This is a genomic window from Pontibacter kalidii (assembly GCF_026278245.1).
GTDB classification, from domain to species: Bacteria; Bacteroidota; Bacteroidia; order Cytophagales; family Hymenobacteraceae; genus Pontibacter; species Pontibacter kalidii.
In genome coordinates this window covers 4,702,893-4,726,758 of the sequence record NZ_CP111079.1, presented here as the reverse complement: position 1 = coordinate 4,726,758, position 23,866 = coordinate 4,702,893, and the positions used below count along the sequence as shown (strand labels likewise).

Below are 23,866 nucleotides of genomic sequence, written 5' to 3'. Positions count from 1 at the left end.
TAGTTATACTTTGTTTTTACTCTTCTCAAGCAGGGCCACAAACTCATCGAACAAGTAAGTAGAGTCGTGTGGTCCTGGCGATGATTCCGGGTGGTATTGCACGGAGAAAGCCGGCTTGGTTCTCATGCGCATCCCTTCCACGGTGTTATCGTTCAGGTTGATGTGCGTAATCTCCACCTCCGGATGGTTCTTGAGTTGCTCCATGTCCACCACAAAGCCGTGATTCTGGCTGGTTATCTCGCTTCTGCCGGTCAGTAGGTTCTTTACCGGGTGGTTAAGGCCTCTGTGGCCGTTGTGCATCTTGTAAGTGGCAATGCCGTTTGCCTGCGCCAGCACCTGGTGCCCCATGCAAATACCGAACATAGGCTTCTCCTTCTCCAGGATCTGCTTTACACTGTTCACCGCGTCTCTTGTGGCAGCCGGATCGCCGGGTCCATTCGATATAAAGTAGCCATCCGGGTTCCACTTCTCCATTTCCTCAAATGGCGTGTTAAACGGATACACCTTCACCTCGCATCCGCGCTGCATAAAGTTGTTCAGGCTATTGCGCTTCACTCCCAGGTCGAGCACAGCCACTTTATATTTTACTTCTTCCGGCACCATATGATAGATCTCCGGTGTACTTACATGCGAGGACAGCTCCAGGCCTGCCATAGACGGCACCTCTGCCAGCCTCTTACGCAGTTCCTCCACATCCGTTATCTCCGAAGACACGATCGCATTCATCGCTCCTTTGTCCCGGATGTGGCGCACCAGCGAACGGGTGTCGATCTCGCAGATACCTACCACGCCTGCCTTTTCAAAATAATCCTGCAAGGACCCTTCAGCTGTCTTTCTGGAGAAGTGATGTGAAAAGTCTTTACAAACCAATCCATTGATTTGTATCTTGTCAGACTCCACCTCCTGGTGCTGCACGCCATAGTTACCTACGTGTGATACCGTGTTTACCACAATCTGTCCGTAATAGGATGGGTCCGTAAATATTTCTTGGTAGCCGGTCATACCTGTATTGAAGCAAAGCTCTCCGCCAGACGTGCCTATCCGTCCTAAGCTCTTGCCCTTGTACATCGTACCATCTTCTAATAAAAGAATTGCCTCTGAGGAAGTATGTTTTTTCATGTTAAAGGATTATTACAAACATAAAAAAGGGACACGACTTACGCCATGTCCCTTTAAGATATTTACAAACAGAGCTTATTTAGCATCTTTTGTCTCTTCGTTAGCTTCGTTAGACTCAGCAGCAGGAGCATCAGTGGCCTCTGGGGCCTTAGCCTCAGCAGCAGCAGTGTCCTCAGCCTTCTTCTTACCGCCACGACGACGCGTTTTCTTGGCACCGGCAGCAGCAGTACCAGTTGTTGCCAGCATATCCTCGTTGTAGTCTACCAGCTCGATCACACACATTTCTGCGTTGTCACCAAGTCTGTAGCCAGTTTTCAGGATACGTGTATAACCACCTGGTCTGTTTGCGATCTTCACCGATACATCATCAAAAAGCTCCTTAACAGACTCTTTGTTCTGAAGATAAGCAAATACTGTTCTTCTGGAGTGCGTTGTGTCGCTTTTAGATTTAGTAAGCAGCGGCTCCACGTATTTACGAAGCGCTTTAGCTTTTGCTACTGTAGTAGAAACGCGCTTGTGCAGGATAAGGGATGATGCCAGGTTTGACAACATTGCCTTACGGTGTGAAGCAGTTCTTCCTAAGTGATTAATTTTTTTACCGTGTCTCATTATTTTGAATTGTGCACGTGCATACCGTCGATCAACCTAAGCGGGATCGGGAATTATGCCGTAGGATTAAATTTTATTCTTCCTCTAATTTATACTTAGAAAGATCCATACCGAAAGTCAGACCTTTCTCCTGAACCAGATTCTCTAGTTCTGTCAAAGACTTTTTACCGAAGTTTCTGAACTTCATCATGTCCGCGATGTCCAACTGCACCAGGTCGCCAAGTGTTTTGATATCGGCGGCCTTCAGGCAGTTGTAAGCACGAACAGAAAGGTCCATGTCCTGCAGTGGTGTCTTCAGAACCTTGCGCATATGCAGTAATTCCTCGTCTACAGCCTCCTCTTCTTCAGGCTTGGCTGTCTCAAACGTCATGGTGTTGTCAGAGAACAACATGAAGTGCTGGATCAGGATGTTAGCTGCACCCTTCAAGGCATCTTCCGGATGAATAGAGCCGTCTGTCTGTATATCAAGAACAAGTTTCTCGTAGTCAGTCTTCTGCTCCACTCGAGTATTCTCTACACTAAACTTCACGTTCTTGATCGGAGTGTAGATGGCGTCGATAGAAATCTGACCAAACACCTGCTCAACTGGCTTATTCTCTTCAGCAGGCACGTATCCACGGCCTTTCTGAATTGTCATCTCCAACTCGAAGTTCACGCTGGAGTCCAGGTGGCAGATCACCAACTCTGGGTTCAGCACCTCGAAGCTTGAAGTGAACTTATTGATATCACCAGCTCTGAACGTATCCTGGCCACTGAAAGAGACAGTGATCCTTTCGTCCACCACTTCGCTTATCTTCTTAAAGCGAACCATCTTCAGGTTCAGAATAATATCCGATACATCCTCAACCACCCCTTCAACAGACGAGAACTCATGCAGTACACCACCTAAGCGAATGCTGGTAATGGCATATCCTTCCAAAGAAGAAAGAAGGATTCTTCGCAGCGCATTACCGATGGTTACCCCGTAACCTTTTTCAAGCGGCTTGAATTCAAATAAACCATGAAAGTCGTCGGCTTTTTCCATTACAACTTTCTCTGGCATTTGAAATGCTAATATTGACATACTTGCAGTGTTAAAGGTTATAAATTGATTATGCGGCTTACTTAGAGTAAAGCTCAACGATCAGCTGCTCCTGAATTTTCTCAGGAATTTGGTCTCTCTCCGGAGTAGACACAAACTTACCAGCCATCTCGCTAGCATCCCACTCTAACCAGTTAAACTGACGCGCATTACGCACAGTCAAACTGGTAGTGATAGCCTCAAGAGATTTCGACTTCTCACGTACAGCCACAACATCACCTACCTTAAGAGAATAAGAAGGGATGTTCACAATTTCACCGTTAACTAAAACGTGCTTATGTAGCACAAGCTGGCGTGCAGCTCTTCTGGTTGGGGCGATACCTAAACGGTAAACAGTGTTATCCAGTCTAGCCTCCAGCAGGGCAAGAAGGTTCTCACCTGCAATGCCGCCTTTTCTTTGTGCCTTCTCGAACAGGTTAGCAAACTGCTTCTCTAGAACACCATATATATATTTTGCTTTTTGCTTTTCAGCAAGCTGAATCGCATACTCCGACTGCTTCTTGCGGCGGCCACGTCCGTGCTGCCCTGGAGGATAGCTTTTCTTCTTCAGCGCCTTACTTGGGCCAAATATTTCCTCGTTGAAACGTCTAGAGATTTTACTCTTAGGACCTGTATATCTTGCCATTTCTTGTTCTCTATTTTGGAATTAAACTCTTCTGCGTTTTGGAGGACGGCAACCGTTGTGCGGCAGTGGTGTAACGTCTTTGATGATCGTTACTTCGATACCTGTGTTTTGCACAGTACGGATAGCAGACTCTCTACCTGCACCTGGACCTTTAACAAAAACTTCTGCTTTACGCATACCAAGGTCATAAGCAACCTTTGCGCAGTCAGCAGCGGCCATTTGTGCAGCATAAGGAGTGTTCTTTTTAGAACCCTTAAAGCCCATCTTACCAGCAGAAGCCCAAGAAATAACTTGTCCTGCGTTATTGGTTACTGATATAATAATGTTGTTGAAAGAAGCTTTGATGTGTACTTGGCCAGTAGGTTCAACAACTACAACACGCTTTTTAGCTTTATCTTTTCTTTTCTGAGCCATGATCTAGAGATTATTTAGATGCTTTCTTCTTGTTAGCTACTGTCTTACGCTTACCTTTTCTCGTGCGAGAGTTGTTCTTAGTTCTCTGACCACGAACTGGCAAACCTTTACGGTGTCTTAACCCACGGTAGCAACCAATGTCAAGAAGACGCTTAATGTGCAGCTGTACTTCGGATCTTAATACACCCTCCGTTTTAATGTCAGCAGCAATTACATTTCTAATCTCACCGGCTTCGTCCTCAGTCCAGTCTTTTACCTTTTTGTCAAGATCCACCCCGGCTTTGCTCAAGATCTGCTTTGAAAGGCTGCGTCCGATACCAAAAATATAGGTCAGCGCAATCTCTCCTCTCTTATTATCCGGAATATCTACTCCTGCTATTCTAGCCATAAATAATTAATTAACCTTGTCTTTGTTTATATCTTGGATTCTTCTTGTTGATGACGTAAAGCTTCCCCTTGCGGCGGATAATCTTACAGTCAACACTTCTCTTTTTAACTGATGCTTTAACTTTCATTGGATTTATTTATATCGGTAAACAATTCTGCCTTTAGTTAGATCATAAGGAGACATCTCCAACTTAACCCTGTCACCTGGAAGTATCTTGATGTAATTCATGCGCATCTTACCAGAAATATGAGCTACTACCTGATGACCATTTTCAAGCTCCACCCGAAACATGGCATTAGACAAAGCTTCTACAATAGTTCCGTCTTGCTCTATGGACGACTGTTTTGCCATTTATGATTTTTTAGCTTGTTCTATATAATCGAAAGTTGTTAATATCTCCGGTTTATCCTTACGGATCACAATTGTATGCTCAAAATGCGCGGAGGGTTTATTGTCCTTGGTGCGGATCGTCCATCCATCCTCTTCCTGCACAATGTGCCTCCCCCCTAAATTGACCATCGGCTCAACAGCAATAACAAGGCCGTTCTGTAACTTAACTCCCTGACCTCGCTTTCCATAGTTAGGGACCTCCGGGGACTCATGCAGGTTCCTGCCTATCCCGTGGCCCACTAATTCGCGAACCACCGTGAAGCCGTTAGCTTCCACATACTCCTGTATCGTGTAACTCACGTCTCCTAACCTGTTTCCAGCTATAGCCTTCTCCAAGCCCAAATACAGTGATTGTTTAGTAACCTCAAGCAACTTTTGCACTTCAGGAGAAACCTCTCCAACCGCATGGGTGTAGGCACAGTCGCTATGGAAACCATTTTTATAAACACCTCCATCAACAGAAATTATATCCCCATCGTTCAAAACATAGTTGCCCGGAAATCCATGCACAACTACGGAGTTAACAGAGATACACAAACTATAAGGAAAGCCATTATAGTTCTTGAAGGAGGGCTTGCCGCCGTTATCAAGTATAAACTCTTCAGCTAGTTTATCCAGTTGAAGAGTGCTGATACCCGGTTTTATTACACGAGCAATTTCGCCATGTGCTTTGCTTAAGATCAAAGCACTTTGGCGAATCAGCTCAATATCTTCTTCAGTTTTATATACAATCATGGATTAGGATACCATGGCAATATTCTCAGTCCTGCCGCGCAGCTTTCCTGATTTCATCATGCCATCGTAGTGGCGCATCAGCAGGTAGCTTTCTACTTGCTTCAGGGTATCAAGCACAACGCCAACCATGATTAGCAAAGAGGTACCTCCGAAAAACTGAGAGAACTCTCTGGTGACGCCAAACAACATGGCAATAGCCGGGAATATCGCTACGAGTGCAAGATAAATAGCACCAGGTAAAGTTATCTTGGTTAAGATAGCATCAATATACTCAGAGGTAGAGCGACCAGGTTTAACACCAGGTATAAAACCGCCGCTACGCTTCAAGTCATCCGCTATCTGATTCGGGTTAACACTAATAGCCGTGTAGAAATAAGTAAACACGAGAATAAGCAGACCAAAAACCACATTGTACTGCCAGGATGTAAAATCAGAGAAGGTAGCACCGATGTAATTGGCAGTCTCATTTGACTCTGCCCAGATAGAAGCTATCATGGAAGGCAGGAACATCAGGGACTGTGCAAAGATAATGGGCATTACACCGGCTGCGTTTACCTTTAGCGGTATAAACTGGCGCTGACCGCTATAAAGCGAGCTTGCGCCAACCTGCTTGGCATACTGTACTGGTATTCTTCTTACTGCCTGTGTTAACATCACTACTGACATTACAACCAAGAACAGAACTACTAACTCAAAGATGAAGAGCAGTGCGCCATCCAGTTGCTTCGAGGTTGCCTCGAAAAGTATAGCTCCGGGAAAGCGGCTGATAATACCGATCATGATCAGCATCGAAATACCATTCCCTATACCTTTATCAGTAATTTTCTCTCCCAGCCACATACAGAACACAGTTCCGGAGGTGAGCACGATCATGGACGTAATTGTGAACAAAGTCTGGTTGATCACAATCGCTTCGGCATTGATAGTAGCCACGAAGCCAACGGCCTGGGCAAGTGTAATAACAATTGTCAGAACGCGAGTGATCTGGTTGATTTTCTTTCTTCCAGATTCACCCTCTTTCTGCATTTTTTGGAAATAAGGAACAGCTATGGTAAGCAGTTGCAGTACGATAGAAGCTGAAATATACGGCATGATACCCAATGCAAAGATGGAGGCATTGCTAAATGCTCCACCTAAAAAGGTATCTAACAACCCGAAAATTCCGGAGGTGTTAGCTTGTAGTTGACCAGGATCAACGCCGGGTAAAACAACAAAAGAACCAAGTCTGAAAATAGCTATAAAGAAAAGGGTATTAAGGATTCTCACCCTTAAATCCTCTATAGCAAAAATGTTCTTTAACGTTGTTATAAACTTCTTCATACCTCCTACTGATTAAAGAGCAACTGTTTTACCGCCTGCTTTTTCTATTGATGATGCAGCAGTTCCGGAGAAAGCATGAGCATGTATCTCAATGGCTTTGCTAATCTCTCCTCTGCCCAATACCTTAACCTTGTCCTTCTTCTGAACAAGACCATGTGCTTTGAAGAAATCAAAGTTCATCACAGTCTCATTTGTTGACTCAGCAAGAGCCTGAATAACATCTAAGTTTATGGCTTTATACTCAACGCGGTTGATGTTTTTAAAGCCGAACTTAGGCACACGTCTCTGAAGTGGCATCTGGCCACCTTCAAAGCCAGCCTTCTGTGAGTAACCAGAGCGGGACTTAGCACCTTTGTGTCCACGTGTAGAAGTTCCACCTCTACCTGAACCAGCACCTCTACCAATTCTCTTTCTGGTTTTAACAGAACCTTCTGCAGGTTTTAAAGAATGTAAGTACATGATTATTGTTCTTTTACTTCTACCAAATTGTGGACTTTCTTTACCATACCAGCAATCTGTGGAGTATACTCAACAGACACTGATTTGCTTATCTTGCCAAGACCCAGCGCTTTGATAGTCAGCTTTTGAGTCTTTGGTCGGTCGATAATGCTCTTAACTTGAGTGATCGTTACTTTAGCCATTTCAATTACCCGTTAAATACTTTCTGTAAATTAACACCGCGTTGCTGCGCTACCGCTAAAGGATCACGCATTTTAGCAAGAGCATCGAAAGTAGCTTTAACCACGTTGTGCGGGTTAGAAGATCCTTTAGACTTGCAAAGTACATCTTTGATACCAGCACTCTCCAGCACAGCACGCATTGCACCACCGGCGATTACACCAGTACCTGGAGCAGCTGGCTTAACCAGAACAAAACCACCAGAGTATTTGCCTTCCATCGCGTGAGGCACCGTGCTATGGTAAACAGGAACCTTTACAAGGTTCTTCTTTGCATCATCAATGCCTTTGGCAATAGCGTCTGTTACCTCATTGGCTTTGCCAAGACCATAACCAACAACACCATTTCCATCACCAACTACCACGATAGCGGCGAAGCTAAATCTTCTACCACCTTTAACAACCTTGGCTACACGGTTAATGGCTACTACTCTCTCTTTAAGCTCGATTTCGCTTGCCTTTACGCTACGTATATTATTCTTCAACATATTCTTTAGAATTTAAGGCCTGCTTGACGAGCGCCTTCTGCCAATGATTTTACTTTACCGTGATAAAGGTAACCGTTACGATCGAACACTACTTCTGAGATTCCCTTCGCCAACGCTTGCTCAGCGATAGTCGTTCCAACCTTTCCTGCAGTTTCGATGTTAGCTTTTGCATCATCAAGTTTAACTGAAGAGGCTGCCGCTAGTGTCACACCAGTAGTATCGTCAACTAGCTGCGCATAAATAGCTTTGTTGCTACGGAACACAGTCAGTCTCGGCCTTTCAGAAGTACCAGAAATTTTATTTCTGATACCTTTTTTAATTCTTAGTCTTCTGCTTATTTTATTAGTAGACATGATGACGATTATTTAGACGCTGTCTTACCAGCTTTTCTTCTAACAACTTCTCCTACGAAACGGATACCCTTACCTTTGTATGGCTCAACCTTACGCAGTGATCTGATTTTAGCAGCAACCTGACCAATCAATTGCTTGTCGTTGCTCTCCAGCGTTACAATCGGGTTTTTACCTTTCTCAGTAACAGCCGTAGCAGTTACTTCGTCAGGCATGCTCATGTAGATGTTGTGTGAGTAACCAAGAGCCAGTTCAAGCACTTTGCCCTGAACTGAAGCTTTATAACCTACACCCACCAGCTCAAGCTGCTCTTTGTAGCCTTCGCTAACACCAACTACCATATTATTGATCAGGGATCTGTAAAGACCGTGCATAGCTCTATGACGCTTCTGCTCGGTTGGACGCTCTACAATAATAGCACTTTCGTCCTGCTTTACAATCATGTCCTTATCAATAGTAGTAGAAAGCTCGCCTTTAGGGCCTTTCACTGTTACTACATTGTTATCACCGATGGTAACTTGTGTATTGTTAGGCAGGGTGATTGGCAATTTTCCTATACGTGACATTGTCTATCCTCCTATTAATATACATAACATAACACCTCGCCACCTACATTCAGTGACTTAGCCTCTTTCTCTGTCATCACACCCTTAGATGTAGACAAAATGGCTACACCAAGTCCGTTCAGTACTCTTGGCAGGTTCTCTGTGCCAGTATACTTACGAAGCCCTGGCTTACTTACCCTCTCCAGTTTCACAATAGCAGATTGCTTAGTGTTAGGGTTATACTTCAGAGCTATCTTAATCGTGCCTTGTACGCCAGAGTCATCAAATTTATAACTTTGGATATACCCTTTGTCGTACAATACTTTTGTGATCTCTTGTTTAATCTTGCTAGATGGTATCTCAACTATTCTGTGGTTAGCTTTTATAGCGTTACGCACTCTAGTTAAATAATCTGCTATTGGATCTGTGTTCATTATGAATGAATGTAATAATGAATGCTTTATCTAAGCGAGGGGCAAAGATAGTAATATCTTTTTAAGATTCTTAGTATGAATCCTAAAAAATTACCAGCTCGCTTTTGTAACACCAGGAATTTTACCCATAACCGCCAGCTCTCTGAAAACCACACGAGAAATACCGAATTTTCTCATATATCCTCTTGGTCTTCCTGACAATTTGCAACGGTTATGTAGTCTTACAGGAGAGGCGTTACGGGGCAGCTTATCAAGTGCCTCGTAGTCACCTTTGGCTTTTAGCTCAGCTCTTTTTGCAGCATACTTAGCTACAAGCTTTTCTCTTTTAAGCTCTCTGGCTTTTACTGATTCTCTTGCCATGGTTATTTCTTGATATTGGCGAATGGCATACCGAATGCTCTCAGCAGTTCGTAGCTCTCTTCGTCTGTTTTAGCTGTAGTTACAAATGTAATGTCCATACCAGAGATCGCTTTGATCTTATCGATGCTGATCTCTGGGAAGATAATCTGCTCTTTAACACCCAGCGTATAGTTACCACGGCCGTCGAAGCCTTTGTCATTTACACCTCTGAAGTCACGAACTCGTGGCAAGGCCACAGTAAGCAGACGATCCAGGAATTCATACATTTTCTCCCCTCTCAGGGTAACACGGGCGCCGATTGGCATTCCTTCGCGCAATTTGAAGTTCGAAACCGACTTCTTTGCAATCGTAGGAACAGCTTTCTGGCCAGTGATCGTGGTAAGTTCCTCCACGCCAATGTCTACCAACTTCTTGTCGGCAACGGCAGCGCCGATACCTTTGTTGATGGAGATCTTTGTGATCTTAGGCACCTGCATGACGTTCTTATACTGGAACTTCTCTTTCAAGGCAGGCACTACCTCGTTCTGATATTTCTCTTTTAATCTTGCAGTTGCCATCTTAGATTACCTCTCCTGTCTTTTTAGAATAACGCTCTGTTTTACCTTCGCTGTTCTTTCTTCTAGCAGCCTTAGTTGTCTCCCCTGATTTAGGGTCAACAAGCGCCACGTTGCTAGCATGAATAGGAGCTTCTACTTTGTTGATGCCGCCTTGTGGATTCTGAGCACTAGGTTTCTGGTGCTTGGTTACCATGTTCAGGCCCTCAATAGTTACTCTCTGCTTCTCAGCGTTTACAGCGATAATGCGGCCAGTCTTACCGCGCTCGTCACCGGCTATTACTTTAACTGTATCGCCAGTCTTTACATGAAGTTTTTTCTTATTCATTTTAATCTGAATTTGTAGTTATAGAACTTCAGGAGCTAACGAAACAATTTTCATGAATTGCTTTTCACGAAGTTCACGGGCTACCGGTCCGAAAATACGCGTCCCGCGTGGTTCGTTATTGGCATTCAGAAGAACGGCCGCATTATCGTCAAAACGAATATAGGAACCGTCTTTTCTTCTAATCTCTTTCTTAGTTCTTACTATCACTGCCTTAGAGACAGTACCTTTTTTAACGTTACCAGAAGAAAGGGCAGACTTCACTGTTACAACAATTCTGTCGCCAACAGATGCATACTTCTTACCAGTACCGCCCAACACACGGATGCAAAGAACTTCTTTGGCACCGCTGTTATCAGCTACACTTAGTCTTGATTCCTGCTGTATCATCTTATTTAGCCCTTTCTATAATTTCTACTAAACGCCATTTCTTGTTCTTGCTGAGCGGACGCGTCTCCTGAATGCGTACCACATCACCGATGTTGCAGTCGTTGTTCTCGTCGTGAGCCATGAACTTGGTCGATTTGCTAACAAATTTACCATACATCGGGTGCTTCATTCTGCTCTCCACCAATACAGTAATCGACTTGTCCATTTTATTGCTAACAACCTTACCGCTTCTTTCTTTTCTTAGGTTTCTCTCCATGATCTTAATCATTATTAAGAGTTAGCTTCTATTTCACGACGACGAACTTCAGTACTCAGTCTGGCGACAAGTCGCTTCGTCTCGCGGATTTTCATTGGGTTCTCCAGTGGAGATATAGCATGTGCAAAACGCATGGTTTGCAGGTTAGCTTTCTCAGTGTTAAGCTTCTCTTGCAGTTCTTCCGCAGATAAAGCCGTTATCTCTGAATTTTTCATCTTATTTCTCAACGTAATCTCTACGTACTACAAACTTTGTTTTAACTGGCAGTTTCTGAGCAGCAAGTCTCAACGACTCCTTTGCTACTTCCAGAGGTACACCATCAGATTCAAACATGATTGTACCCGGCTTAACCACTGCTACCCAATATTCAGGAGAACCTTTACCCTTACCCATACGAACCTCTGCAGGCTTCTTCGTGATAGGCTTGTCAGGGAAAATACGGATCCAAACTTGACCCTCACGTTTCATTGCTCTGGTCATGGCGATACGGGCTGCCTCAATCTGGCGCGACGTGATCCAAGTTGACTCAAGAGACTTGATAGCGAAAGAACCAAACGCAATAGAGCTGCCTCTGTGAGCCAGACCCTTTACGCGGCCTTTCTGCATTTTTCTATATTTAGTCCTTCTAGGCTGTAACATTTTCTAAAACTTATAATGTTAACACTTGATTATTGACGACGCTTGCGCTTCGGTGCACCTTCACCACTTTTCTTGTTGCGAGGTCCTCCACCACGTCTGTCGCCAGAGGCTGAACCAGGTCCTTTGCTCTCCAGGCCGGCATTTGGAGTAAGATCTTTCTTACCGTATACCTCACCTTTGAAGATCCAAACTTTGATACCCAGTTTGCCATATACTGTCTGTGCCTCAGATAATGCGTAGTCAATATCTGCACGTAAAGTATGAAGTGGGGTTCTGCCCTCTTTGTAGTGCTCTGTTCTTGCCATTTCAGCACCACCCAGACGACCAGAAACCTGTACTTTTATACCTTCGGCACCTACACGTAGCGCAGAAGCAATAGCCTGCTTCATGGCACGGCGGAAAGAGATACGAGCCTGCAACTGCTGAGCGATTGACTCACCTACCAGCTTGGCATCGAGCTCCGGACGCTTAATTTCAAAGATATTGATTTGGATATCTTTGTTCGTAAGCTTCTTAAGCTCTTCTTTGATCTTATCTACTTCCTGGCCGCCTTTACCGATCACAACACCTGGTCTAGCCGTGTTGATTGTGATGGTGATGCGCTTAAGCGTTCTCTCAATTATAATTTTAGAAATACCGCCTTTAGGAATACGAGCGAGTATGTATTTTCTGATTTTCTCGTCTTCGATCAGCTTCTCAGCGAAATCTTTGCCGCCATACCAGTTAGAATCCCAACCTTTGATAACACCTAGTCGAAAACCTATCGGATTAACTTTCTGTCCCATAATTCTTACTTGTTGGCTTTTTTAGATTTCTTAGACTGCTGCTGCTCTAGCTGCTCCTCTGTCATGCTGTCGATTACCAGCGTAACGTGGTTAGATCTCTTTCTGATTCTGTACCCACGTCCCTGTGGAGCAGGACGAAGACGCTTCAGCATTTTACCTTCATCAACAAAAATTGTCTTGATGTAAAGGTTTGCATCCTCGATTCTAGCATCCTCATTCTTCTGCTGCCAGTTTGCTAATGCCGAAAGAACAAGCTTCTCAACTTTGGCTGCACCAGCATTGGCTTCAAATTTCAGAATACCAAGAGCTTTCGATACGCTTTTCCCGCGCACCAAGTCGGCTACCATTCTCATCTTGCGAGGAGAGGTAGGGACATTTTTAAGTTTTGCTACTGCTTCCATTATTAACGCTTGCCTTTATCTTTCTTAGCAATATGACCTCTAAAGTTTCTAGTCGGAGCAAACTCACCCAGCTTGTGGCCTACCATGTTTTCGGTAACATAAACAGGGATGAATTTATTTCCATTATGAACTGCAAAAGTATGCCCTACGAAATCCGGAGAAATCATGGATCTACGAGACCAAGTCTTGATAACAGACTTCTTGCCAGCCTCGTTCATTACAGTTACTTTCTTCTCGAGCCTAAAGTCAATATAAGGCCCTTTTTTTAATGATCTAGCCATTTACTTTTTCTTTCCTCTATTAACTATAAGCTTCTCAGAATATTTATTCTTGTTTCTCGTCTTAAGACCTTTCGCATACAGGCCTTTACGTGAACGTGGGTGACCGCCTGAAGACTTACCTTCACCACCACCCATAGGGTGATCGACAGGGTTCATGGCAACACCACGTACTCTTGGACGTCTGCCCAACCATCTCTTACGGCCAGCTTTACCAAGCTTCACGTTCATGTGTTCGCCGTTGGATACTGTACCTACAGTTGCAGAGCAGTTAACAAGAACCATTCTCAACTCGCCAGAAGGAAGCTTGATCGTTGCATAACGTCCTTCACGTGCTACCAGCTGTGCATAAGAACCAGCGCTTCTTGCAAGCGTGGCACCAGCACCTGGCTGCAATTCGATGTTGTGAATGATAGTACCTAGAGGAATGTCAGAAAGCGGTAAGCAGTTACCTACCTCCGGAGCTACACCAGGGCCTGAGGTTACCACGGTTCCCACCTGTAGTCCTGCAGGAGCGATGATATATGTCTTCTCTCCATCAGCGTAGTGAAGCAGCGCAATACGGGCTGTTCTGTTCGGATCGTACTCGATTGTCTTCACTGTAGCGGGAACACCATGCTTGGTGCGCTTGAAGTCAATCACTCTGTACTTTCTCTTGTGACCACCGCCCATATAGCGCATGGTCATTCTACCTGAGTTGTTACGTCCACCAGATTTTGATAGGGGTGCCAACAAAGATTTCTCAGGAGTAGTTGCTGTGATTTCATCAAAAGCAGGGGCTACTCTAAATCTTTGACCTGGTGTTATTGGTCTTAACTTTTTTAAAGCCATTTTAACTTAATTATATGCCGCTGTAAAAGTCTATTACTTCACCCTCTTTCAGGGTTACTATTGCTTTCTTGATCAGAGAGGTACGGCCAGTTACAGCTCCAGACTTTGTATATTTCGTCTTCTTCTTACCGATAGAGCGCATTGTGGACACTTTGTCAACAGTTACACCATACATCTTTTCAACTGCCTTCTTGATCTCTACTTTGTTGGCATTTCTCTCTACCTCAAAAGCATATTTACCAACCTCGTTCAAGGCAGCGTACTTCTCAGTAATAATTGGTCTTTTCAGAACGTTCATTATTTCGCGCTAAGGAGGTTTTCTAATTCATTTACTGATTGCTCGACAAGAAGCAGCTTCTCTGTGTTCAGCAGGTCATAAGTATTCACATCCTTTACAGTTGATACTTTTACCTTTGGAAGATTTCTGCCGGACAGAACAATGTTCTTATCAGCAGCAGGAAGCACTACCAGCGTTTTGCCAGTTGACTTCAGGTTGTCCAAAATACCTCTGAATTCTTTCGCCTTTGGAGCCTCCATAGAGAAGGACTCTACCAGAGCCACACGGTTGTCACGTGCTAACAGAGAAAGAGCTGAAAGACGGGCTACGCGCTTCAGCTTTTTGTTCAGTTTGAAGCTATAGTTTCTTGGCTTTGGACCAAACACGCGGCCACCACCAACAAACACAGGCGACTTGATGCTACCGGCACGGGCACCGCCGGTACCTTTCTGCTTCTTGATCTTTTTAGTTGAGCCAGCAACCTCGTTACGCTCCTTTGACTTGTGCGTACCTTGTCTTTGGTTAGCCAAGTACTGCTTCACGTCAAGATACATGGCATGCTCATTTGGCTCAAGTCCAAAAATAGCATCAGAAAGAGTAACCTTTCTGCCTGTATCTTCACCTTTAATATTTAATACAGAGAGCTCCATTTTATTTCTCAATTAACACGTAAGAATTTCTGGCACCAGGAACAGAGCCACTAACTACAATAAGGTTTCTTTCAGCGATGATGCGCAGCACAGTAAGGTTCTGAACCTTCACTCTGTTACCGCCCATTCTGCCTGCCATGCGCATACCTTTGAATACTCTTGATGGCCAAGAACATGCACCGATTGAACCTGGGTGTCTTGCTCTGTTGTGCTGGCCGTGAGTCTGACCGCCAACACCAGCAAAGTTGTGGCGTTTTACAACACCCTGAAAACCTTTACCTTTCGATGTACCTACTACATCCACGAATTCGCCTTCCTCAAACAGGGTAGCGTCAACTGTGTCGCCCAGGTTGTAAGAAACTCCTTCTACATCAAACTCAGCTACCTTCTTCTTAGGAGCAGTGTTAGCTTTCTGATAGTGACCAGCTTCCGCTTTTGTAACTCTTTTGAGTTTCTTGTCACCATAGCCAATCTGCACTGCAGCGTAGCCGTCATTCTCAACCGTCTTCACCTGAGTAACTACACACGGGCCTGCTTGAATAAGCGTCACTGGTGTGTATTTACCATCTGCTGTGAAGAGGCTTGTCATTCCGATTTTTTTACCGATAATTCCAGGCATTCAACTTTTGTTTAGAGATGGATACAATAATTCATTGCCCCCTATTTTCGCTAAGGGAGTGCAAAGTTAATAATTTTTTAGGCTTCTTTTCAAACTTTCTCTAAAATATTTATTCTCAAGCAGGTATAAAAAAAGAGGAGAGCCGGGGCTCTCCTCTTTTTCTGCTATATATGCTGTTATCAAACCTTGATCTCAACATCCACGCCGCTTGGCAATTCAAGCTTCATCAGCGCATCTACAGTTTTAGAGCTTGTAGAATAGATATCTACTAATCTCTTGTAAGTGCAAAGTTGAAACTGCTCGCGAGATTTCTTGTTCACGTGTGGTGAACGAAGAACTGTAAATTTATCCTTCTCGGTTGGAAGAGGAATTGGGCCGCTAACGATGGCACCGGTAGCCTTTACTGCTTTCACAATCTTCTCGGAAGATTTGTCTACCAGATTGTGATCGTAAGACTTAAGCTTTATTCTGATTTTCTGATTCATCTTATACTACTATTTTGCTGCTGTTCCCTTTATTTTGGCAATGATAGCATCTGCTAAGTTCTGCGGTACTTGCTCATAGTGTGAGAAAGTAAGCGAGGCAGTAGCTCTACCAGAAGTAATGGTACGAAGGTCAGTTACATAACCAAACAGTTCTGAAAGTGGAACGTCAGCCTTAACCACCGAAGCGGTACCTTTTGTGTCCATACCTTTCATGATACCTCTTCTTCTGTTCAAGTCGCCTGTTACCGGACCAGTGTACTCGTCTGGTGTAACAACGTCAACGGCCATAATTGGCTCCAGAAGTTTAGGGGCACACTGCTTACCAGCCTCTTTGAAACCTTGACGAGCAGCTAATTCAAATGATAGTGAATCAGAGTCCACATCGTGGAAAGAACCATGGAACAGACGCACCTTCATGGAGTCTATCGGGAAGCCAGCCAGAATGCCGTTCTTCATAGCATCTTCGAAGCCTTTCTGCACAGCTGGGATGAATTCTCTTGGAATCACACCACCCACGATACCGTTAACGAACTCCAGGCCTTGCTTGCCGTCCTCACGTGGTCCCATTTCGAACACGATGTCGGCAAACTTACCACGACCACCCGACTGCTTCTTGAATACCTCACGGTGCTCAACGCTTTTCGTGATAGTCTCTTTGTAAGCCACCTGCGGCGCACCCTGGTTCAGTTCTACCTTGAACTCACGCTTCATACGGTCAATGATGATCTCCAGGTGAAGTTCACCCATACCACGCAGGATCGTCTGACCAGTTTCCTCGTCTGTGTTAACCTGCAGCGTCGGATCCTCTTCAATAAGTTTGGCAATAGCCATACCCATTTTATCTGAGTCAGCCTGAGACTTAGGCTCAATGGCATATCCAATAACCGGCTCAGGGAATTCCATAGACTCCAGTACGATTTTAGCATTCTGATCGCACAGCGTGTCACCGGTTTTGATGTCCTTAAAGCCTACTACTGCACCGATATCTCCAGCCTCCAGCCTTTCAATCTGGTTCTGCTTATTGGCATGCATCTGGAAAATACGGGAGATACGCTCCTTGTTGTTCGAACGTGTATTAAACACATAAGAACCTGACTCAAGAACCCCTGAATAAGCTCTAACAAAGCAAAGACGCCCTACATATGGATCTGTTGCGATCTTGAATCCAAGACCAGCAAATGGCTCATTAACACTTGGTTTGCGAGCTATTTCTTCACCAGTATCAGGATTTGTACCTTTGATGCTTTCTTTATCTAATGGAGATGGACAAAGCGCCATCACATAATCCAGCATTGTCTGAACCCCTTTGTTCTTGAATGAAGAACCGCAGAGCATCGGCACAATTGCCAGGTCAATGGTAGCAGCTCGAAGCGCAGCAAGAATTTCATCCTCTGTTATAGAGTTTGGATCGTCAAAGTATTTTTCCATCAACGACTCATCGTACTCAGCTACAGCTTCCAGCAGCTTCTCTCTGTATTCTTCAGCTTCTTCCATCATATCATCAGGAATAGGCACTTCAGTAAAGGTCATACCCTTATCTGATTCATTCCAAACTATACCACGGAAGTTCACCAGGTCAACTACACCTTTGAAGTTATCTTCTGATCCAATTGGCAACTGAAGTGCTACAGCATTGCTGCCAAGCATTTCTTTTACTTGCTTACAAACGGCTAGAAAATCAGCGCCTGAACGGTCCATTTTATTTACGAAACCGATACGGGCTACTTTATAGTTGTCTGCCAGTCGCCAGTTCGTTTCAGACTGTGGTTCTACACCATCTACTGCACTAAATAGGAATACCAGACCATCCAGTACACGCAGGGAACGGTTCACCTCTACGGTAAAGTCCACGTGTCCAGGCGTATCAATGATGTTGATATGGTAATCATTACCTCTGTATGGCCAGTTTACAGTTACAGCGGCTGAAGTAATGGTAATACCTCTCTCCTGCTCCTGCTCCATCCAGTCTGTAGTAGCACCACCTTCGTGTACCTCACCTAACTTGTGTGATTTACCCGTATAGTAAAGAATACGTTCCGTAGTAGTGGTTTTACCAGCATCAATATGTGCGGCAATACCGATATTTCTTGTATATCTTAAATCTCTTGCCATTGATTAAAATCTAAAGTGTGAGAATGCTTTGTTCGCTTCTGCCATTCTGTGCGTATCGTCTTTTTTCTTCACGGCAGCACCTTCACCCTTAGCAGCTGCAATAATCTCACCTGCTAATCTGTCTTTCATTGTCTTCTCACCTCTCTTGCGAGCGTATGATATCATCCACTTGATACCAAGAGATACTCTGCGGTCCGGTCGAACCTCAGTCGGCACTTGAAAAGTAGCACCCCCAACCCTGCGGCTTTTAACTTCGACGCTAGGCATGATGTTGTTCAATGCCTTCTTCCAAGTCTCAAGACCGTTTTCTTTTGTTCTTTGCTCTACTATTTCTACAGCATCGTAGAAGATACCGTAGGCAACACTTTTCTTTCCGTCTTCCATCAGGTAGTTAACGAAACGTGTTACCAGGGTCTCTTTATATTTAGGATCAGGAAGGAGTATTCTACTTTTTGGCTTTGCTTTTCTCATTGTATTAAAACGCTATGATTATTTCTTTTTACCTTTTCCTGCAGCTGCTGCCGCCTGTCCTGGCTTAGGTCTCTTCGCACCATACTTAGAGCGTGACTGAAGACGACCGTTTACACCGGCTGTATCCAGAGCTCCGCGTACGATATGGTAACGTACGCCTGGAAGATCTTTTACTCTACCGCCCCTGATCAGCACGATGGAGTGCTCCTGAAGGTTATGTCCTTCACCAGGGATATAGGCGTTCACTTCTTTGCCGTTTGTGAGTCTAACTCTGGCTACTTTACGCATAGCTGAGTTTGGCTTCTTAGGCGTAGTAGTATATACTCTTGTACATACTCCACGGCGCTGCGGGCATGAATCTAGGGCCGGAGACTTCGAGTTATATGTTAACTTTTCTCTTCCCTTTCTTACTAATTGCTGTATAGTAGGCATTTATAATTTGTTAATTATAGATTTTTCCACTTTTATTTTTGGTCTGCAAAGGTATAAAATTCGCTTTGCAAATTCAAAATTTTAATTCATTAATTCTCTGCATCTTAGGCCTCTCCCACTGTTCCCCCGAAGTTCATCGGGAAAGAGGGAGTGTCCTGAGACTGTTTTATCTCGCCGAAGCTGGACTCAAATTTTTTGACGTTATCGGCCAGAGCAGCCAAAAGTCTTTTGGCATGCTCTGGTGTGATAACTATTCTTGATTTGACTTTCGCTTTTGGCAGGCCTGGCATCAATCTTATAAAATCAATCACAAACTCGCTGCTCGAATGAGCGATCATGGCAAGGTTTGCATACTCGCCCTCGGCCACCTCTTCAGATAGCTCGATATTGATTTGATTCTGTTTCTGCAGATCTTCTGCCATAGCTACTTATTTGTTTTGTAGTTCCTGCTGTCTTGTTTTTGCCGATGTTTTTTTCGACTCGACAAGCGCCTCGTACTCTTCCTTGCTTCCTACTATCAGATTCTGGTATTCTCTCAGACCAGTACCAGCAGGAATCAGGTGGCCTACGATCACGTTCTCTTTCAGGCCGAGCAGTTCATCCGCCTTACCTTTGATCGCTGCTTCGCTCAGTACTTTTGTTGTTTCCTGGAACGAGGCCGCAGAGATAAAGCTTTGCGTACCCAAGGAAGCCTGTGTGATACCTTGCAGCGTCGGACGTGAAACAGATGGCTGTGCGTCACGCACGGTCACTAGTTTTAGGTCGCGGCGCTTCAGGCTGGAGTTCTCGTCGCGCAGCCTGCGTGGCGTTACTATCTGGCCCGGCTTCAGGTTGGTTGAGTCACCGGCATCTTCCACAACTTTCATGTCGATAATGTGGTCGTTCTCCTCCATGAAGGTGATCTTATCCACGGTCTGATGCTCCAGGAAGCTTGTATCACCCGGGTCAACGACAACAACTTTCTGCATCATCTGGCGAACTACCACCTCTATGTGCTTGTCGTTGATTTTCACACCCTGCAGACGATATACTTCCTGTATCTCATTTACCAGGTACTCTTGCACGGCACCCGGTCCCTGGATATTCAGAATGTCTGTTGGCGTAATAGCACCGTCTGACAGAGGCATACCGGCACGGATAAAGTCATTATCCTGCACCAGGATGTGCTTAGAAAGCGGCACCATATACTTCTTCTTCACACCGTCCTTAGACTCAATGAAGATTTCACGGTTACCGCGCTTCACACTGCCATAGGTTACCACACCATCAATCTCAGACACTACCGCCGGGTTAGATGGGTTTCGGGCCTCAAACAATTCAGTAACGCGTGGCAGACCACCCGTGATGTCTCGTGTTTTACCGATCGCACGCGGGATCTTCACCAGGATTTGGCCAGCCTTGATCTTCTCACCATTCTCTACTGTCAGGTGAGCTCCCACCGGAATGTTATAGCCTTTTGGCTCGCCATTCTTCGGAGTAACCACGATGGCCGGGTTCTGTGTTTTGTCTTTTGTATCAACAATCACTTTCTCCCGGTATCCTGTCTGCTCATCAGACTCCTCACGGTATGTTACACCTTCAATAATCGACTCGTAAGAAATCTCACCGTCAAACTCTGAAAGTATAACCGCATTGTATGGGTCCCAATTACATAGAACAGCCCCCTTCTCTACGACCTGTCCTTCATTTACATGCAGGAAGGAGCCATACGGCACGTGGTTGCTGATCAGCAGTTTGCCCGTGTTAGGGTCTACGACTTTAAGCTCGCCTGAACGACCCATTACTACTTTCACCGGCTCCCCTTCGTTATTCACTGTATCCAGTGAGCGGATGTCCTCGAACTCGATCTTACCGCCGAACTTCGCCATGATGGTTGCCTCTACCGCAATGTTAGAAGCTGTACCACCTACGTGGAAGGTGCGGAGTGTCAGCTGTGTACCAGGCTCACCGATAGACTGTGCGGCAATTACACCAACAGCCTCTCCCTTCTGCACCATAAATCCTGTTGCCAAGTTACGGCCGTAGCACTTGGCACATATGCCACGCTTAGACTCACAAGTCAGCACAGAGCGTATTTCCACAGACTCAATTGCCGTATTCTCAATGTCACGCGCAACGTCCTCCGTGATCTCTGTACCAGACTCAACGATCAGCTCATTCGTGATTGGATCATACACATCATGTACAGCCACTCGACCGAGAATTCGCTCTGACAGCGACTCCACGATGTCCTCGTTGTCTTTCAGCGCACTTACTTCCAGGCCACGCAGCGTACCGCAATCTTCCTCGTTCACGATCACGTCCTGAGACACGTCTACCAGACGACGGGTCAGGTAACCGGCGTCAGCCGTTTTAAGGGCCGTATCGGCAAGACCTTTACGTGCACCGTGGGTAGAGATGAAGTACTCGATTACATCCAGTCCTTCCTTAAAGTTAGAAAGGATCGGGTTTTCGATGATCTCGCCTACTGATCCCTGAAGCGATTTCTGAGGCTTGGCCATCAGACCACGCATACCACCCAGCTGACGGATCTGCTCTCTTGAACCACGGGCTCCGGAGTGCATCATCATGAAGATAGAGTTGAAGCCCTGATCCTCATTCTCCAGGCGGCGCATCAGCGTTTCAGTGATCTGGTTGTTGATACGTGTCCAGATATCAATTACCTGGTTGTAACGCTCGTTATCCGTGATCAGACCCATAGAGTAGTTCTGCCAAACGGCATCTACATCTTTCTTAGCCTGCTCAACCAGAATTTCTTTCTCAGCCGGGATATTGATATCACCCAGACCCATTGAAAGACCACCTTTATAGGCAGACTGGAATCCAAGTGTCTTGATATCGTCCAGGAACTGAGCAGTACGAGCCATGCCCGTTTCTTTGAACACCCTGGAGATTACCTGCTGCAGTTTTTTCTTTGTCAGCAGTTCATCCAGGTAACCTACCTGCTCAGGCACGAACTGGTTGAAGATAACGCGTCCGGCAACTGTCTCTATCAGTTTCAGTTCCAGTTCGCCTTTCTCATTCCTCACCTTGGTTCTTACCTTGATGTATGCATGCTTCGATATTCTTCCTTCGTTGATGGCGATGATCACTTCCTCCGCAGAGTAGAAGCTCATGCCTTCGCCGGCTATTGTTTCATTCTCTGTGCTGCGCTTTCCTTTGGTTACATAGTATAACCCTAGCACCATGTCCTGAGACGGCACCGCAATAGGGGCACCGTTTGCAGGGTTCAGGATGTTGTGCGAAGCAAGCATCAGCATCGAGGCTTCCAGTACAGCAGCAGGTCCCAGTGGAACGTGCACCGCCATCTGGTCACCGTCAAAGTCGGCGTTGAATGCCGTACACACCAGTGGATGCAGCTGGATCGCCTTACCTTCAATCAGTTTTGGCTGGAAGGCCTGAATACCTAATCTGTGTAGGGTAGGGGCACGGTTTAGGAGTACCGGGTGGCCTTTCAGCACGTTCTCCAGGATATCCCAAACGACAGGGTCCTTACGGTCAACTATTTTCTTTGCTGACTTTACCGTCTTAACGATTCCTCTTTCAATCAGCTTGCGGATGATGAACGGCTTGAAGAGCTCAGCTGCCATGTTCTTTGGCAGACCGCACTCGTGCAGCTTCAGTTCAGGACCAACCACAATTACCGAACGGCCGGAGTAGTCCACACGCTTACCAAGCAAGTTCTGACGGAAACGACCCTGCTTACCTTTCAGCATGTCAGAAAGTGACTTGAGCGCACGGTTGCCTTCTGCACGAACAGCGTTCACTTTACGTGAGTTGTCGAACAGGGAGTCTACCGCTTCCTGGAGCATACGCTTCTCATTACGAAGGATTACCTCAGGCGCTTTGATCTCGATCAGACGCTTCAGACGGTTGTTACGGATAATAACGCGTCGGTACAGGTCGTTCAAGTCAGAGGTCGCGAAACGGCCACCATCCAACGGAACAAGCGGACGAAGCTCCGGCGGAATAACGGGCACCATGCGGATGATCATCCACTCTGGTCTGTTCTCAATTCTTGTTGTCGCATCACGGAAAGCCTCCACAACACGTAGACGCTTTAACGCCTCTGCTTTACGTTGCTGAGAAGTCTCATGTGCAGCAGCGTGACGCAGCTCGTAAGAAAGGTCATCCAGGTTAATGCGCTCCAGCAGCATTTGCAGAGCGTCAGCACCCATTTTGGCGATGAACTTGTTCGGGTCGTTGTTATCCAACACCTGGTTCTCGCGTGGCAGCTTATCCACCATGTCCAGGTACTCATCTTCTGTCAGGAAGTCCAGCGTGTTCACGCCGTCCTCTGCCAAAATGCCTGGCTGGATAACTACATATCTTTCATAATAGATGATCTGGTCAAGCTTCTTGGTTGGCAAACCCAGCAGATAACCTATTTTGTTTGGAAGGGATTTGAAGTACCAGATGTGCGCTACTGGAACCACCAATTCAATGTGGCCCATACGCTCGCGGCGCACTTTCTTTTCGGTCACCTCCACGCCGCAACGGTCGCAGATGATGCCTTTGTATCTGATTCTTTTATACTTTCCGCAGTGGCATTCCCAGTCCTTTACGGGCCCGAAAATTCTTTCGCAGAACAGGCCACCCATTTCAGGCTTATAGGTTCTATAGTTTATGGTCTCAGGTTTTACTACCTCTCCGTTGGAACGCTCCAGGATTGACTCCGGAGAAGCCAAGCTGATCGTAACTTTTGAGAAGTCCTGAGTTAGCTTTTTGTTTTTCGCAAATGCCATATTATTAGAATAATGTCGATACAATGAATATGCCTTACAGCTTAACCAGTATAAGTATGCAAAGCGCTTTGGCTCATGCCG

General features: G+C 45.4%; 36 protein-coding genes. All 36 read right to left on the bottom strand.

Annotated elements, in window-relative coordinates; translation table 11 throughout:
• Nucleotides 1–3: 3 nt before the first annotated feature.
• Nucleotides 4–1,119, bottom strand: a complete 1,116-nt coding sequence (gene carA / locus OH144_RS20025; protein WP_266204022.1) for a glutamine-hydrolyzing carbamoyl-phosphate synthase small subunit — start codon at nt 1,117–1,119, stop codon at nt 4–6.
• A 75-nt stretch (nt 1,120–1,194) separates the two neighbouring features.
• Nucleotides 1,195–1,728, bottom strand: coding sequence for a 50S ribosomal protein L17 (gene rplQ, locus OH144_RS20020; protein ID WP_266204021.1), 534 nt, complete (start codon nt 1,726–1,728; stop codon nt 1,195–1,197).
• 73 nt (nt 1,729–1,801) lie between these two features.
• Nucleotides 1,802–2,791, bottom strand: a complete 990-nt coding sequence (locus OH144_RS20015) for a DNA-directed RNA polymerase subunit alpha (protein ID WP_266204020.1) — start codon at nt 2,789–2,791, stop codon at nt 1,802–1,804.
• Nucleotides 2,792–2,828: 37 nt separating this feature from the next.
• Complete coding sequence (gene rpsD, locus OH144_RS20010) at nt 2,829–3,434, bottom strand: 30S ribosomal protein S4 (protein WP_266204019.1); 606 nt, start codon at nt 3,432–3,434, stop codon at nt 2,829–2,831.
• Nucleotides 3,435–3,455: 21 nt separating this feature from the next.
• A complete protein-coding gene (gene rpsK / locus OH144_RS20005; protein WP_108212760.1) occupies nt 3,456–3,848 on the bottom strand; it encodes a 30S ribosomal protein S11 in 393 nt (130 codons plus the stop codon).
• A gap of 10 nt (nt 3,849–3,858) precedes the next feature.
• Nucleotides 3,859–4,236, bottom strand: a complete 378-nt coding sequence (gene rpsM, locus OH144_RS20000) for a 30S ribosomal protein S13 (protein WP_266204018.1) — start codon at nt 4,234–4,236, stop codon at nt 3,859–3,861.
• 10 nt (nt 4,237–4,246) lie between these two features.
• On the bottom strand, nt 4,247–4,363 hold the full coding sequence (gene rpmJ / locus OH144_RS21600; RefSeq protein ID WP_045688470.1) for a 50S ribosomal protein L36: 117 nt from the start codon (nt 4,361–4,363) through the stop codon (nt 4,247–4,249).
• 5 nt (nt 4,364–4,368) lie between these two features.
• Nucleotides 4,369–4,587 carry a translation initiation factor IF-1 gene (infA, locus tag OH144_RS19990; protein ID WP_025609076.1) on the bottom strand — a complete coding sequence of 73 codons (219 nt, stop codon included), beginning with the start codon at nt 4,585–4,587 and terminating at the stop codon, nt 4,369–4,371.
• A complete protein-coding gene (gene map, locus OH144_RS19985; protein ID WP_266204017.1) occupies nt 4,588–5,361 on the bottom strand; it encodes a type I methionyl aminopeptidase in 774 nt (257 codons plus the stop codon).
• 3 nt (nt 5,362–5,364) lie between these two features.
• Nucleotides 5,365–6,681, bottom strand: a complete 1,317-nt coding sequence (gene secY / locus OH144_RS19980; RefSeq protein WP_266204016.1) for a preprotein translocase subunit SecY — start codon at nt 6,679–6,681, stop codon at nt 5,365–5,367.
• A gap of 12 nt (nt 6,682–6,693) precedes the next feature.
• Nucleotides 6,694–7,140 (bottom strand): 50S ribosomal protein L15, encoded by a 447-nt coding sequence (rplO, locus tag OH144_RS19975; protein WP_266204015.1) that lies wholly within the window; start codon nt 7,138–7,140, stop codon nt 6,694–6,696.
• 2 nt (nt 7,141–7,142) lie between these two features.
• Nucleotides 7,143–7,322 (bottom strand): 50S ribosomal protein L30, encoded by a 180-nt coding sequence (gene rpmD / locus OH144_RS19970; RefSeq protein WP_073853829.1) that lies wholly within the window; start codon nt 7,320–7,322, stop codon nt 7,143–7,145.
• A 5-nt stretch (nt 7,323–7,327) separates the two neighbouring features.
• Nucleotides 7,328–7,846, bottom strand: a complete 519-nt coding sequence (rpsE, locus tag OH144_RS19965; RefSeq protein WP_266204014.1) for a 30S ribosomal protein S5 — start codon at nt 7,844–7,846, stop codon at nt 7,328–7,330.
• 5 nt (nt 7,847–7,851) lie between these two features.
• Nucleotides 7,852–8,199, bottom strand: a complete 348-nt coding sequence (gene rplR / locus OH144_RS19960; RefSeq protein WP_266204013.1) for a 50S ribosomal protein L18 — start codon at nt 8,197–8,199, stop codon at nt 7,852–7,854.
• A gap of 8 nt (nt 8,200–8,207) precedes the next feature.
• On the bottom strand, nt 8,208–8,762 hold the full coding sequence (gene rplF, locus OH144_RS19955) for a 50S ribosomal protein L6 (RefSeq protein WP_266204012.1): 555 nt from the start codon (nt 8,760–8,762) through the stop codon (nt 8,208–8,210).
• A gap of 14 nt (nt 8,763–8,776) precedes the next feature.
• The gene (gene rpsH, locus OH144_RS19950; RefSeq protein ID WP_266204011.1) at nt 8,777–9,175 is read right to left on the bottom strand and encodes a 30S ribosomal protein S8; all 399 of its coding nucleotides are present in this window, start codon (nt 9,173–9,175) and stop codon (nt 8,777–8,779) included.
• 90 nt (nt 9,176–9,265) lie between these two features.
• The gene (gene rpsN / locus OH144_RS19945) at nt 9,266–9,535 is read right to left on the bottom strand and encodes a 30S ribosomal protein S14 (RefSeq protein ID WP_140620840.1); all 270 of its coding nucleotides are present in this window, start codon (nt 9,533–9,535) and stop codon (nt 9,266–9,268) included.
• Between the two features lie 2 nt (nt 9,536–9,537).
• Entirely contained in the window at nt 9,538–10,092 is a 555-nt protein-coding gene (gene rplE / locus OH144_RS19940; protein WP_266204010.1) for a 50S ribosomal protein L5, read from the bottom strand.
• Nucleotide 10,093: 1 nt separating this feature from the next.
• Nucleotides 10,094–10,417: a 50S ribosomal protein L24 gene (rplX, locus tag OH144_RS19935; RefSeq protein ID WP_266204009.1), complete on the bottom strand. Its 324-nt coding sequence runs from the start codon at nt 10,415–10,417 to the stop codon at nt 10,094–10,096.
• An 18-nt stretch (nt 10,418–10,435) separates the two neighbouring features.
• Nucleotides 10,436–10,804, bottom strand: a complete 369-nt coding sequence (gene rplN / locus OH144_RS19930) for a 50S ribosomal protein L14 (protein WP_073853812.1) — start codon at nt 10,802–10,804, stop codon at nt 10,436–10,438.
• 1 nt (nt 10,805) lies between these two features.
• The gene (gene rpsQ, locus OH144_RS19925; RefSeq protein WP_140620843.1) at nt 10,806–11,060 is read right to left on the bottom strand and encodes a 30S ribosomal protein S17; all 255 of its coding nucleotides are present in this window, start codon (nt 11,058–11,060) and stop codon (nt 10,806–10,808) included.
• 14 nt (nt 11,061–11,074) lie between these two features.
• Nucleotides 11,075–11,275 carry a 50S ribosomal protein L29 gene (gene rpmC, locus OH144_RS19920; RefSeq protein ID WP_266204008.1) on the bottom strand — a complete coding sequence of 67 codons (201 nt, stop codon included), beginning with the start codon at nt 11,273–11,275 and terminating at the stop codon, nt 11,075–11,077.
• Between the two features lies 1 nt (nt 11,276).
• The gene (rplP, locus tag OH144_RS19915) at nt 11,277–11,699 is read right to left on the bottom strand and encodes a 50S ribosomal protein L16 (protein ID WP_266050566.1); all 423 of its coding nucleotides are present in this window, start codon (nt 11,697–11,699) and stop codon (nt 11,277–11,279) included.
• A gap of 29 nt (nt 11,700–11,728) precedes the next feature.
• Entirely contained in the window at nt 11,729–12,484 is a 756-nt protein-coding gene (gene rpsC / locus OH144_RS19910) for a 30S ribosomal protein S3 (protein ID WP_266204007.1), read from the bottom strand.
• Nucleotides 12,485–12,489: 5 nt separating this feature from the next.
• A complete protein-coding gene (gene rplV / locus OH144_RS19905) occupies nt 12,490–12,885 on the bottom strand; it encodes a 50S ribosomal protein L22 (RefSeq protein WP_266204006.1) in 396 nt (131 codons plus the stop codon).
• A gap of 2 nt (nt 12,886–12,887) precedes the next feature.
• Nucleotides 12,888–13,166 (bottom strand): 30S ribosomal protein S19, encoded by a 279-nt coding sequence (gene rpsS, locus OH144_RS19900; RefSeq protein ID WP_025609055.1) that lies wholly within the window; start codon nt 13,164–13,166, stop codon nt 12,888–12,890.
• Nucleotides 13,167–13,994 (bottom strand): 50S ribosomal protein L2, encoded by an 828-nt coding sequence (rplB, locus tag OH144_RS19895; RefSeq protein ID WP_266204005.1) that lies wholly within the window; start codon nt 13,992–13,994, stop codon nt 13,167–13,169.
• A 10-nt stretch (nt 13,995–14,004) separates the two neighbouring features.
• On the bottom strand, nt 14,005–14,292 hold the full coding sequence (gene rplW / locus OH144_RS19890; RefSeq protein ID WP_140620848.1) for a 50S ribosomal protein L23: 288 nt from the start codon (nt 14,290–14,292) through the stop codon (nt 14,005–14,007).
• Nucleotides 14,292–14,921, bottom strand: a complete 630-nt coding sequence (gene rplD / locus OH144_RS19885) for a 50S ribosomal protein L4 (protein ID WP_266204004.1) — start codon at nt 14,919–14,921, stop codon at nt 14,292–14,294. The genes rplW and rplD overlap by 1 nt, the downstream gene beginning before the upstream one ends.
• Before the next feature lies 1 nt (nt 14,922).
• Nucleotides 14,923–15,540, bottom strand: a complete 618-nt coding sequence (gene rplC / locus OH144_RS19880; protein ID WP_266204003.1) for a 50S ribosomal protein L3 — start codon at nt 15,538–15,540, stop codon at nt 14,923–14,925.
• Between the two features lie 179 nt (nt 15,541–15,719).
• Nucleotides 15,720–16,025 carry a 30S ribosomal protein S10 gene (gene rpsJ, locus OH144_RS19875; protein ID WP_007654312.1) on the bottom strand — a complete coding sequence of 102 codons (306 nt, stop codon included), beginning with the start codon at nt 16,023–16,025 and terminating at the stop codon, nt 15,720–15,722.
• Nucleotides 16,026–16,034: 9 nt separating this feature from the next.
• Nucleotides 16,035–18,137, bottom strand: coding sequence for an elongation factor G (gene fusA, locus OH144_RS19870; RefSeq protein ID WP_266204002.1), 2,103 nt, complete (start codon nt 18,135–18,137; stop codon nt 16,035–16,037).
• 3 nt (nt 18,138–18,140) lie between these two features.
• Nucleotides 18,141–18,608, bottom strand: coding sequence for a 30S ribosomal protein S7 (gene rpsG / locus OH144_RS19865; RefSeq protein WP_266204001.1), 468 nt, complete (start codon nt 18,606–18,608; stop codon nt 18,141–18,143).
• An 18-nt stretch (nt 18,609–18,626) separates the two neighbouring features.
• Nucleotides 18,627–19,040 carry a 30S ribosomal protein S12 gene (gene rpsL / locus OH144_RS19860; RefSeq protein WP_073853787.1) on the bottom strand — a complete coding sequence of 138 codons (414 nt, stop codon included), beginning with the start codon at nt 19,038–19,040 and terminating at the stop codon, nt 18,627–18,629.
• A 104-nt stretch (nt 19,041–19,144) separates the two neighbouring features.
• On the bottom strand, nt 19,145–19,462 hold the full coding sequence (locus OH144_RS19855) for a DUF3467 domain-containing protein (protein WP_266204000.1): 318 nt from the start codon (nt 19,460–19,462) through the stop codon (nt 19,145–19,147).
• Between the two features lie 6 nt (nt 19,463–19,468).
• Complete coding sequence (gene rpoC / locus OH144_RS19850) at nt 19,469–23,785, bottom strand: DNA-directed RNA polymerase subunit beta' (protein ID WP_266203999.1); 4,317 nt, start codon at nt 23,783–23,785, stop codon at nt 19,469–19,471.
• Between the last annotated feature and the right edge of the window lie 81 nt (nt 23,786–23,866).

Bases quoted from the DNA above. Each gene is read 5' to 3' on its own strand.
- infA (WP_025609076.1), bottom strand. From the start codon at position 4,587: ATGGCAAAACAGTCGTCCATAGAGCAAGACGGAACTATTGTAGAAGCT.
- rpsS (WP_025609055.1), bottom strand. From the start codon at position 13,166: ATGGCTAGATCATTAAAAAAAGGGCCTTATATTGACTTTAGGCTCGAG.
- rplV (WP_266204006.1), bottom strand. From the start codon at position 12,885: ATGGAAGCAGTAGCAAAACTTAAAAATGTCCCTACCTCTCCTCGCAAG.
- rplX (WP_266204009.1), bottom strand. From the start codon at position 10,417: ATGAATAAGAAAAAACTTCATGTAAAGACTGGCGATACAGTTAAAGTA.
- rpsC (WP_266204007.1), bottom strand. From the start codon at position 12,484: ATGGGACAGAAAGTTAATCCGATAGGTTTTCGACTAGGTGTTATCAAA.
- rplW (WP_140620848.1), bottom strand. From the start codon at position 14,292: ATGAACGTTCTGAAAAGACCAATTATTACTGAGAAGTACGCTGCCTTG.
- rpmC (WP_266204008.1), bottom strand. From the start codon at position 11,275: ATGAAAAATTCAGAGATAACGGCTTTATCTGCGGAAGAACTGCAAGAG.
- secY (WP_266204016.1), bottom strand. From the start codon at position 6,681: ATGAAGAAGTTTATAACAACGTTAAAGAACATTTTTGCTATAGAGGAT.
- rplN (WP_073853812.1), bottom strand. From the start codon at position 10,804: ATGATACAGCAGGAATCAAGACTAAGTGTAGCTGATAACAGCGGTGCC.
- rplB (WP_266204005.1), bottom strand. From the start codon at position 13,994: ATGGCTTTAAAAAAGTTAAGACCAATAACACCAGGTCAAAGATTTAGA.
- rpsJ (WP_007654312.1), bottom strand. From the start codon at position 16,025: ATGAATCAGAAAATCAGAATAAAGCTTAAGTCTTACGATCACAATCTG.
- rpsD (WP_266204019.1), bottom strand. From the start codon at position 3,434: ATGGCAAGATATACAGGTCCTAAGAGTAAAATCTCTAGACGTTTCAAC.
- rplF (WP_266204012.1), bottom strand. From the start codon at position 8,762: ATGTCACGTATAGGAAAATTGCCAATCACCCTGCCTAACAATACACAA.
- rplO (WP_266204015.1), bottom strand. From the start codon at position 7,140: ATGTACTTACATTCTTTAAAACCTGCAGAAGGTTCTGTTAAAACCAGA.
- rplD (WP_266204004.1), bottom strand. From the start codon at position 14,921: ATGGAGCTCTCTGTATTAAATATTAAAGGTGAAGATACAGGCAGAAAG.
- fusA (WP_266204002.1), bottom strand. From the start codon at position 18,137: ATGGCAAGAGATTTAAGATATACAAGAAATATCGGTATTGCCGCACAT.
- rplP (WP_266050566.1), bottom strand. From the start codon at position 11,699: ATGTTACAGCCTAGAAGGACTAAATATAGAAAAATGCAGAAAGGCCGC.
- OH144_RS20015 (WP_266204020.1), bottom strand. From the start codon at position 2,791: ATGTCAATATTAGCATTTCAAATGCCAGAGAAAGTTGTAATGGAAAAA.
- rpsN (WP_140620840.1), bottom strand. From the start codon at position 9,535: ATGGCAAGAGAATCAGTAAAAGCCAGAGAGCTTAAAAGAGAAAAGCTT.
- rpmD (WP_073853829.1), bottom strand. From the start codon at position 7,322: ATGGCTAAAGTAACGATCACTCAAGTTAAGAGCATTATCGACCGACCA.
- rplC (WP_266204003.1), bottom strand. From the start codon at position 15,540: ATGCCTGGAATTATCGGTAAAAAAATCGGAATGACAAGCCTCTTCACA.
- rpsM (WP_266204018.1), bottom strand. From the start codon at position 4,236: ATGGCTAGAATAGCAGGAGTAGATATTCCGGATAATAAGAGAGGAGAG.
- OH144_RS19855 (WP_266204000.1), bottom strand. From the start codon at position 19,462: ATGGCAGAAGATCTGCAGAAACAGAATCAAATCAATATCGAGCTATCT.
- map (WP_266204017.1), bottom strand. From the start codon at position 5,361: ATGATTGTATATAAAACTGAAGAAGATATTGAGCTGATTCGCCAAAGT.
- rplR (WP_266204013.1), bottom strand. From the start codon at position 8,199: ATGTCTACTAATAAAATAAGCAGAAGACTAAGAATTAAAAAAGGTATC.
- rpsE (WP_266204014.1), bottom strand. From the start codon at position 7,846: ATGTTGAAGAATAATATACGTAGCGTAAAGGCAAGCGAAATCGAGCTT.
- rpoC (WP_266203999.1), bottom strand. From the start codon at position 23,785: ATGGCATTTGCGAAAAACAAAAAGCTAACTCAGGACTTCTCAAAAGTT.
- rpsH (WP_266204011.1), bottom strand. From the start codon at position 9,175: ATGAACACAGATCCAATAGCAGATTATTTAACTAGAGTGCGTAACGCT.
- rpsQ (WP_140620843.1), bottom strand. From the start codon at position 11,060: ATGGAGAGAAACCTAAGAAAAGAAAGAAGCGGTAAGGTTGTTAGCAAT.
- rplQ (WP_266204021.1), bottom strand. From the start codon at position 1,728: ATGAGACACGGTAAAAAAATTAATCACTTAGGAAGAACTGCTTCACAC.
- rpsK (WP_108212760.1), bottom strand. From the start codon at position 3,848: ATGGCTCAGAAAAGAAAAGATAAAGCTAAAAAGCGTGTTGTAGTTGTT.
- rpsG (WP_266204001.1), bottom strand. From the start codon at position 18,608: ATGAGAAAAGCAAAGCCAAAAAGTAGAATACTCCTTCCTGATCCTAAA.
- carA (WP_266204022.1), bottom strand. From the start codon at position 1,119: ATGAAAAAACATACTTCCTCAGAGGCAATTCTTTTATTAGAAGATGGT.
- rpsL (WP_073853787.1), bottom strand. From the start codon at position 19,040: ATGCCTACTATACAGCAATTAGTAAGAAAGGGAAGAGAAAAGTTAACA.
- rplE (WP_266204010.1), bottom strand. From the start codon at position 10,092: ATGGCAACTGCAAGATTAAAAGAGAAATATCAGAACGAGGTAGTGCCT.
- rpmJ (WP_045688470.1), bottom strand. From the start codon at position 4,363: ATGAAAGTTAAAGCATCAGTTAAAAAGAGAAGTGTTGACTGTAAGATT.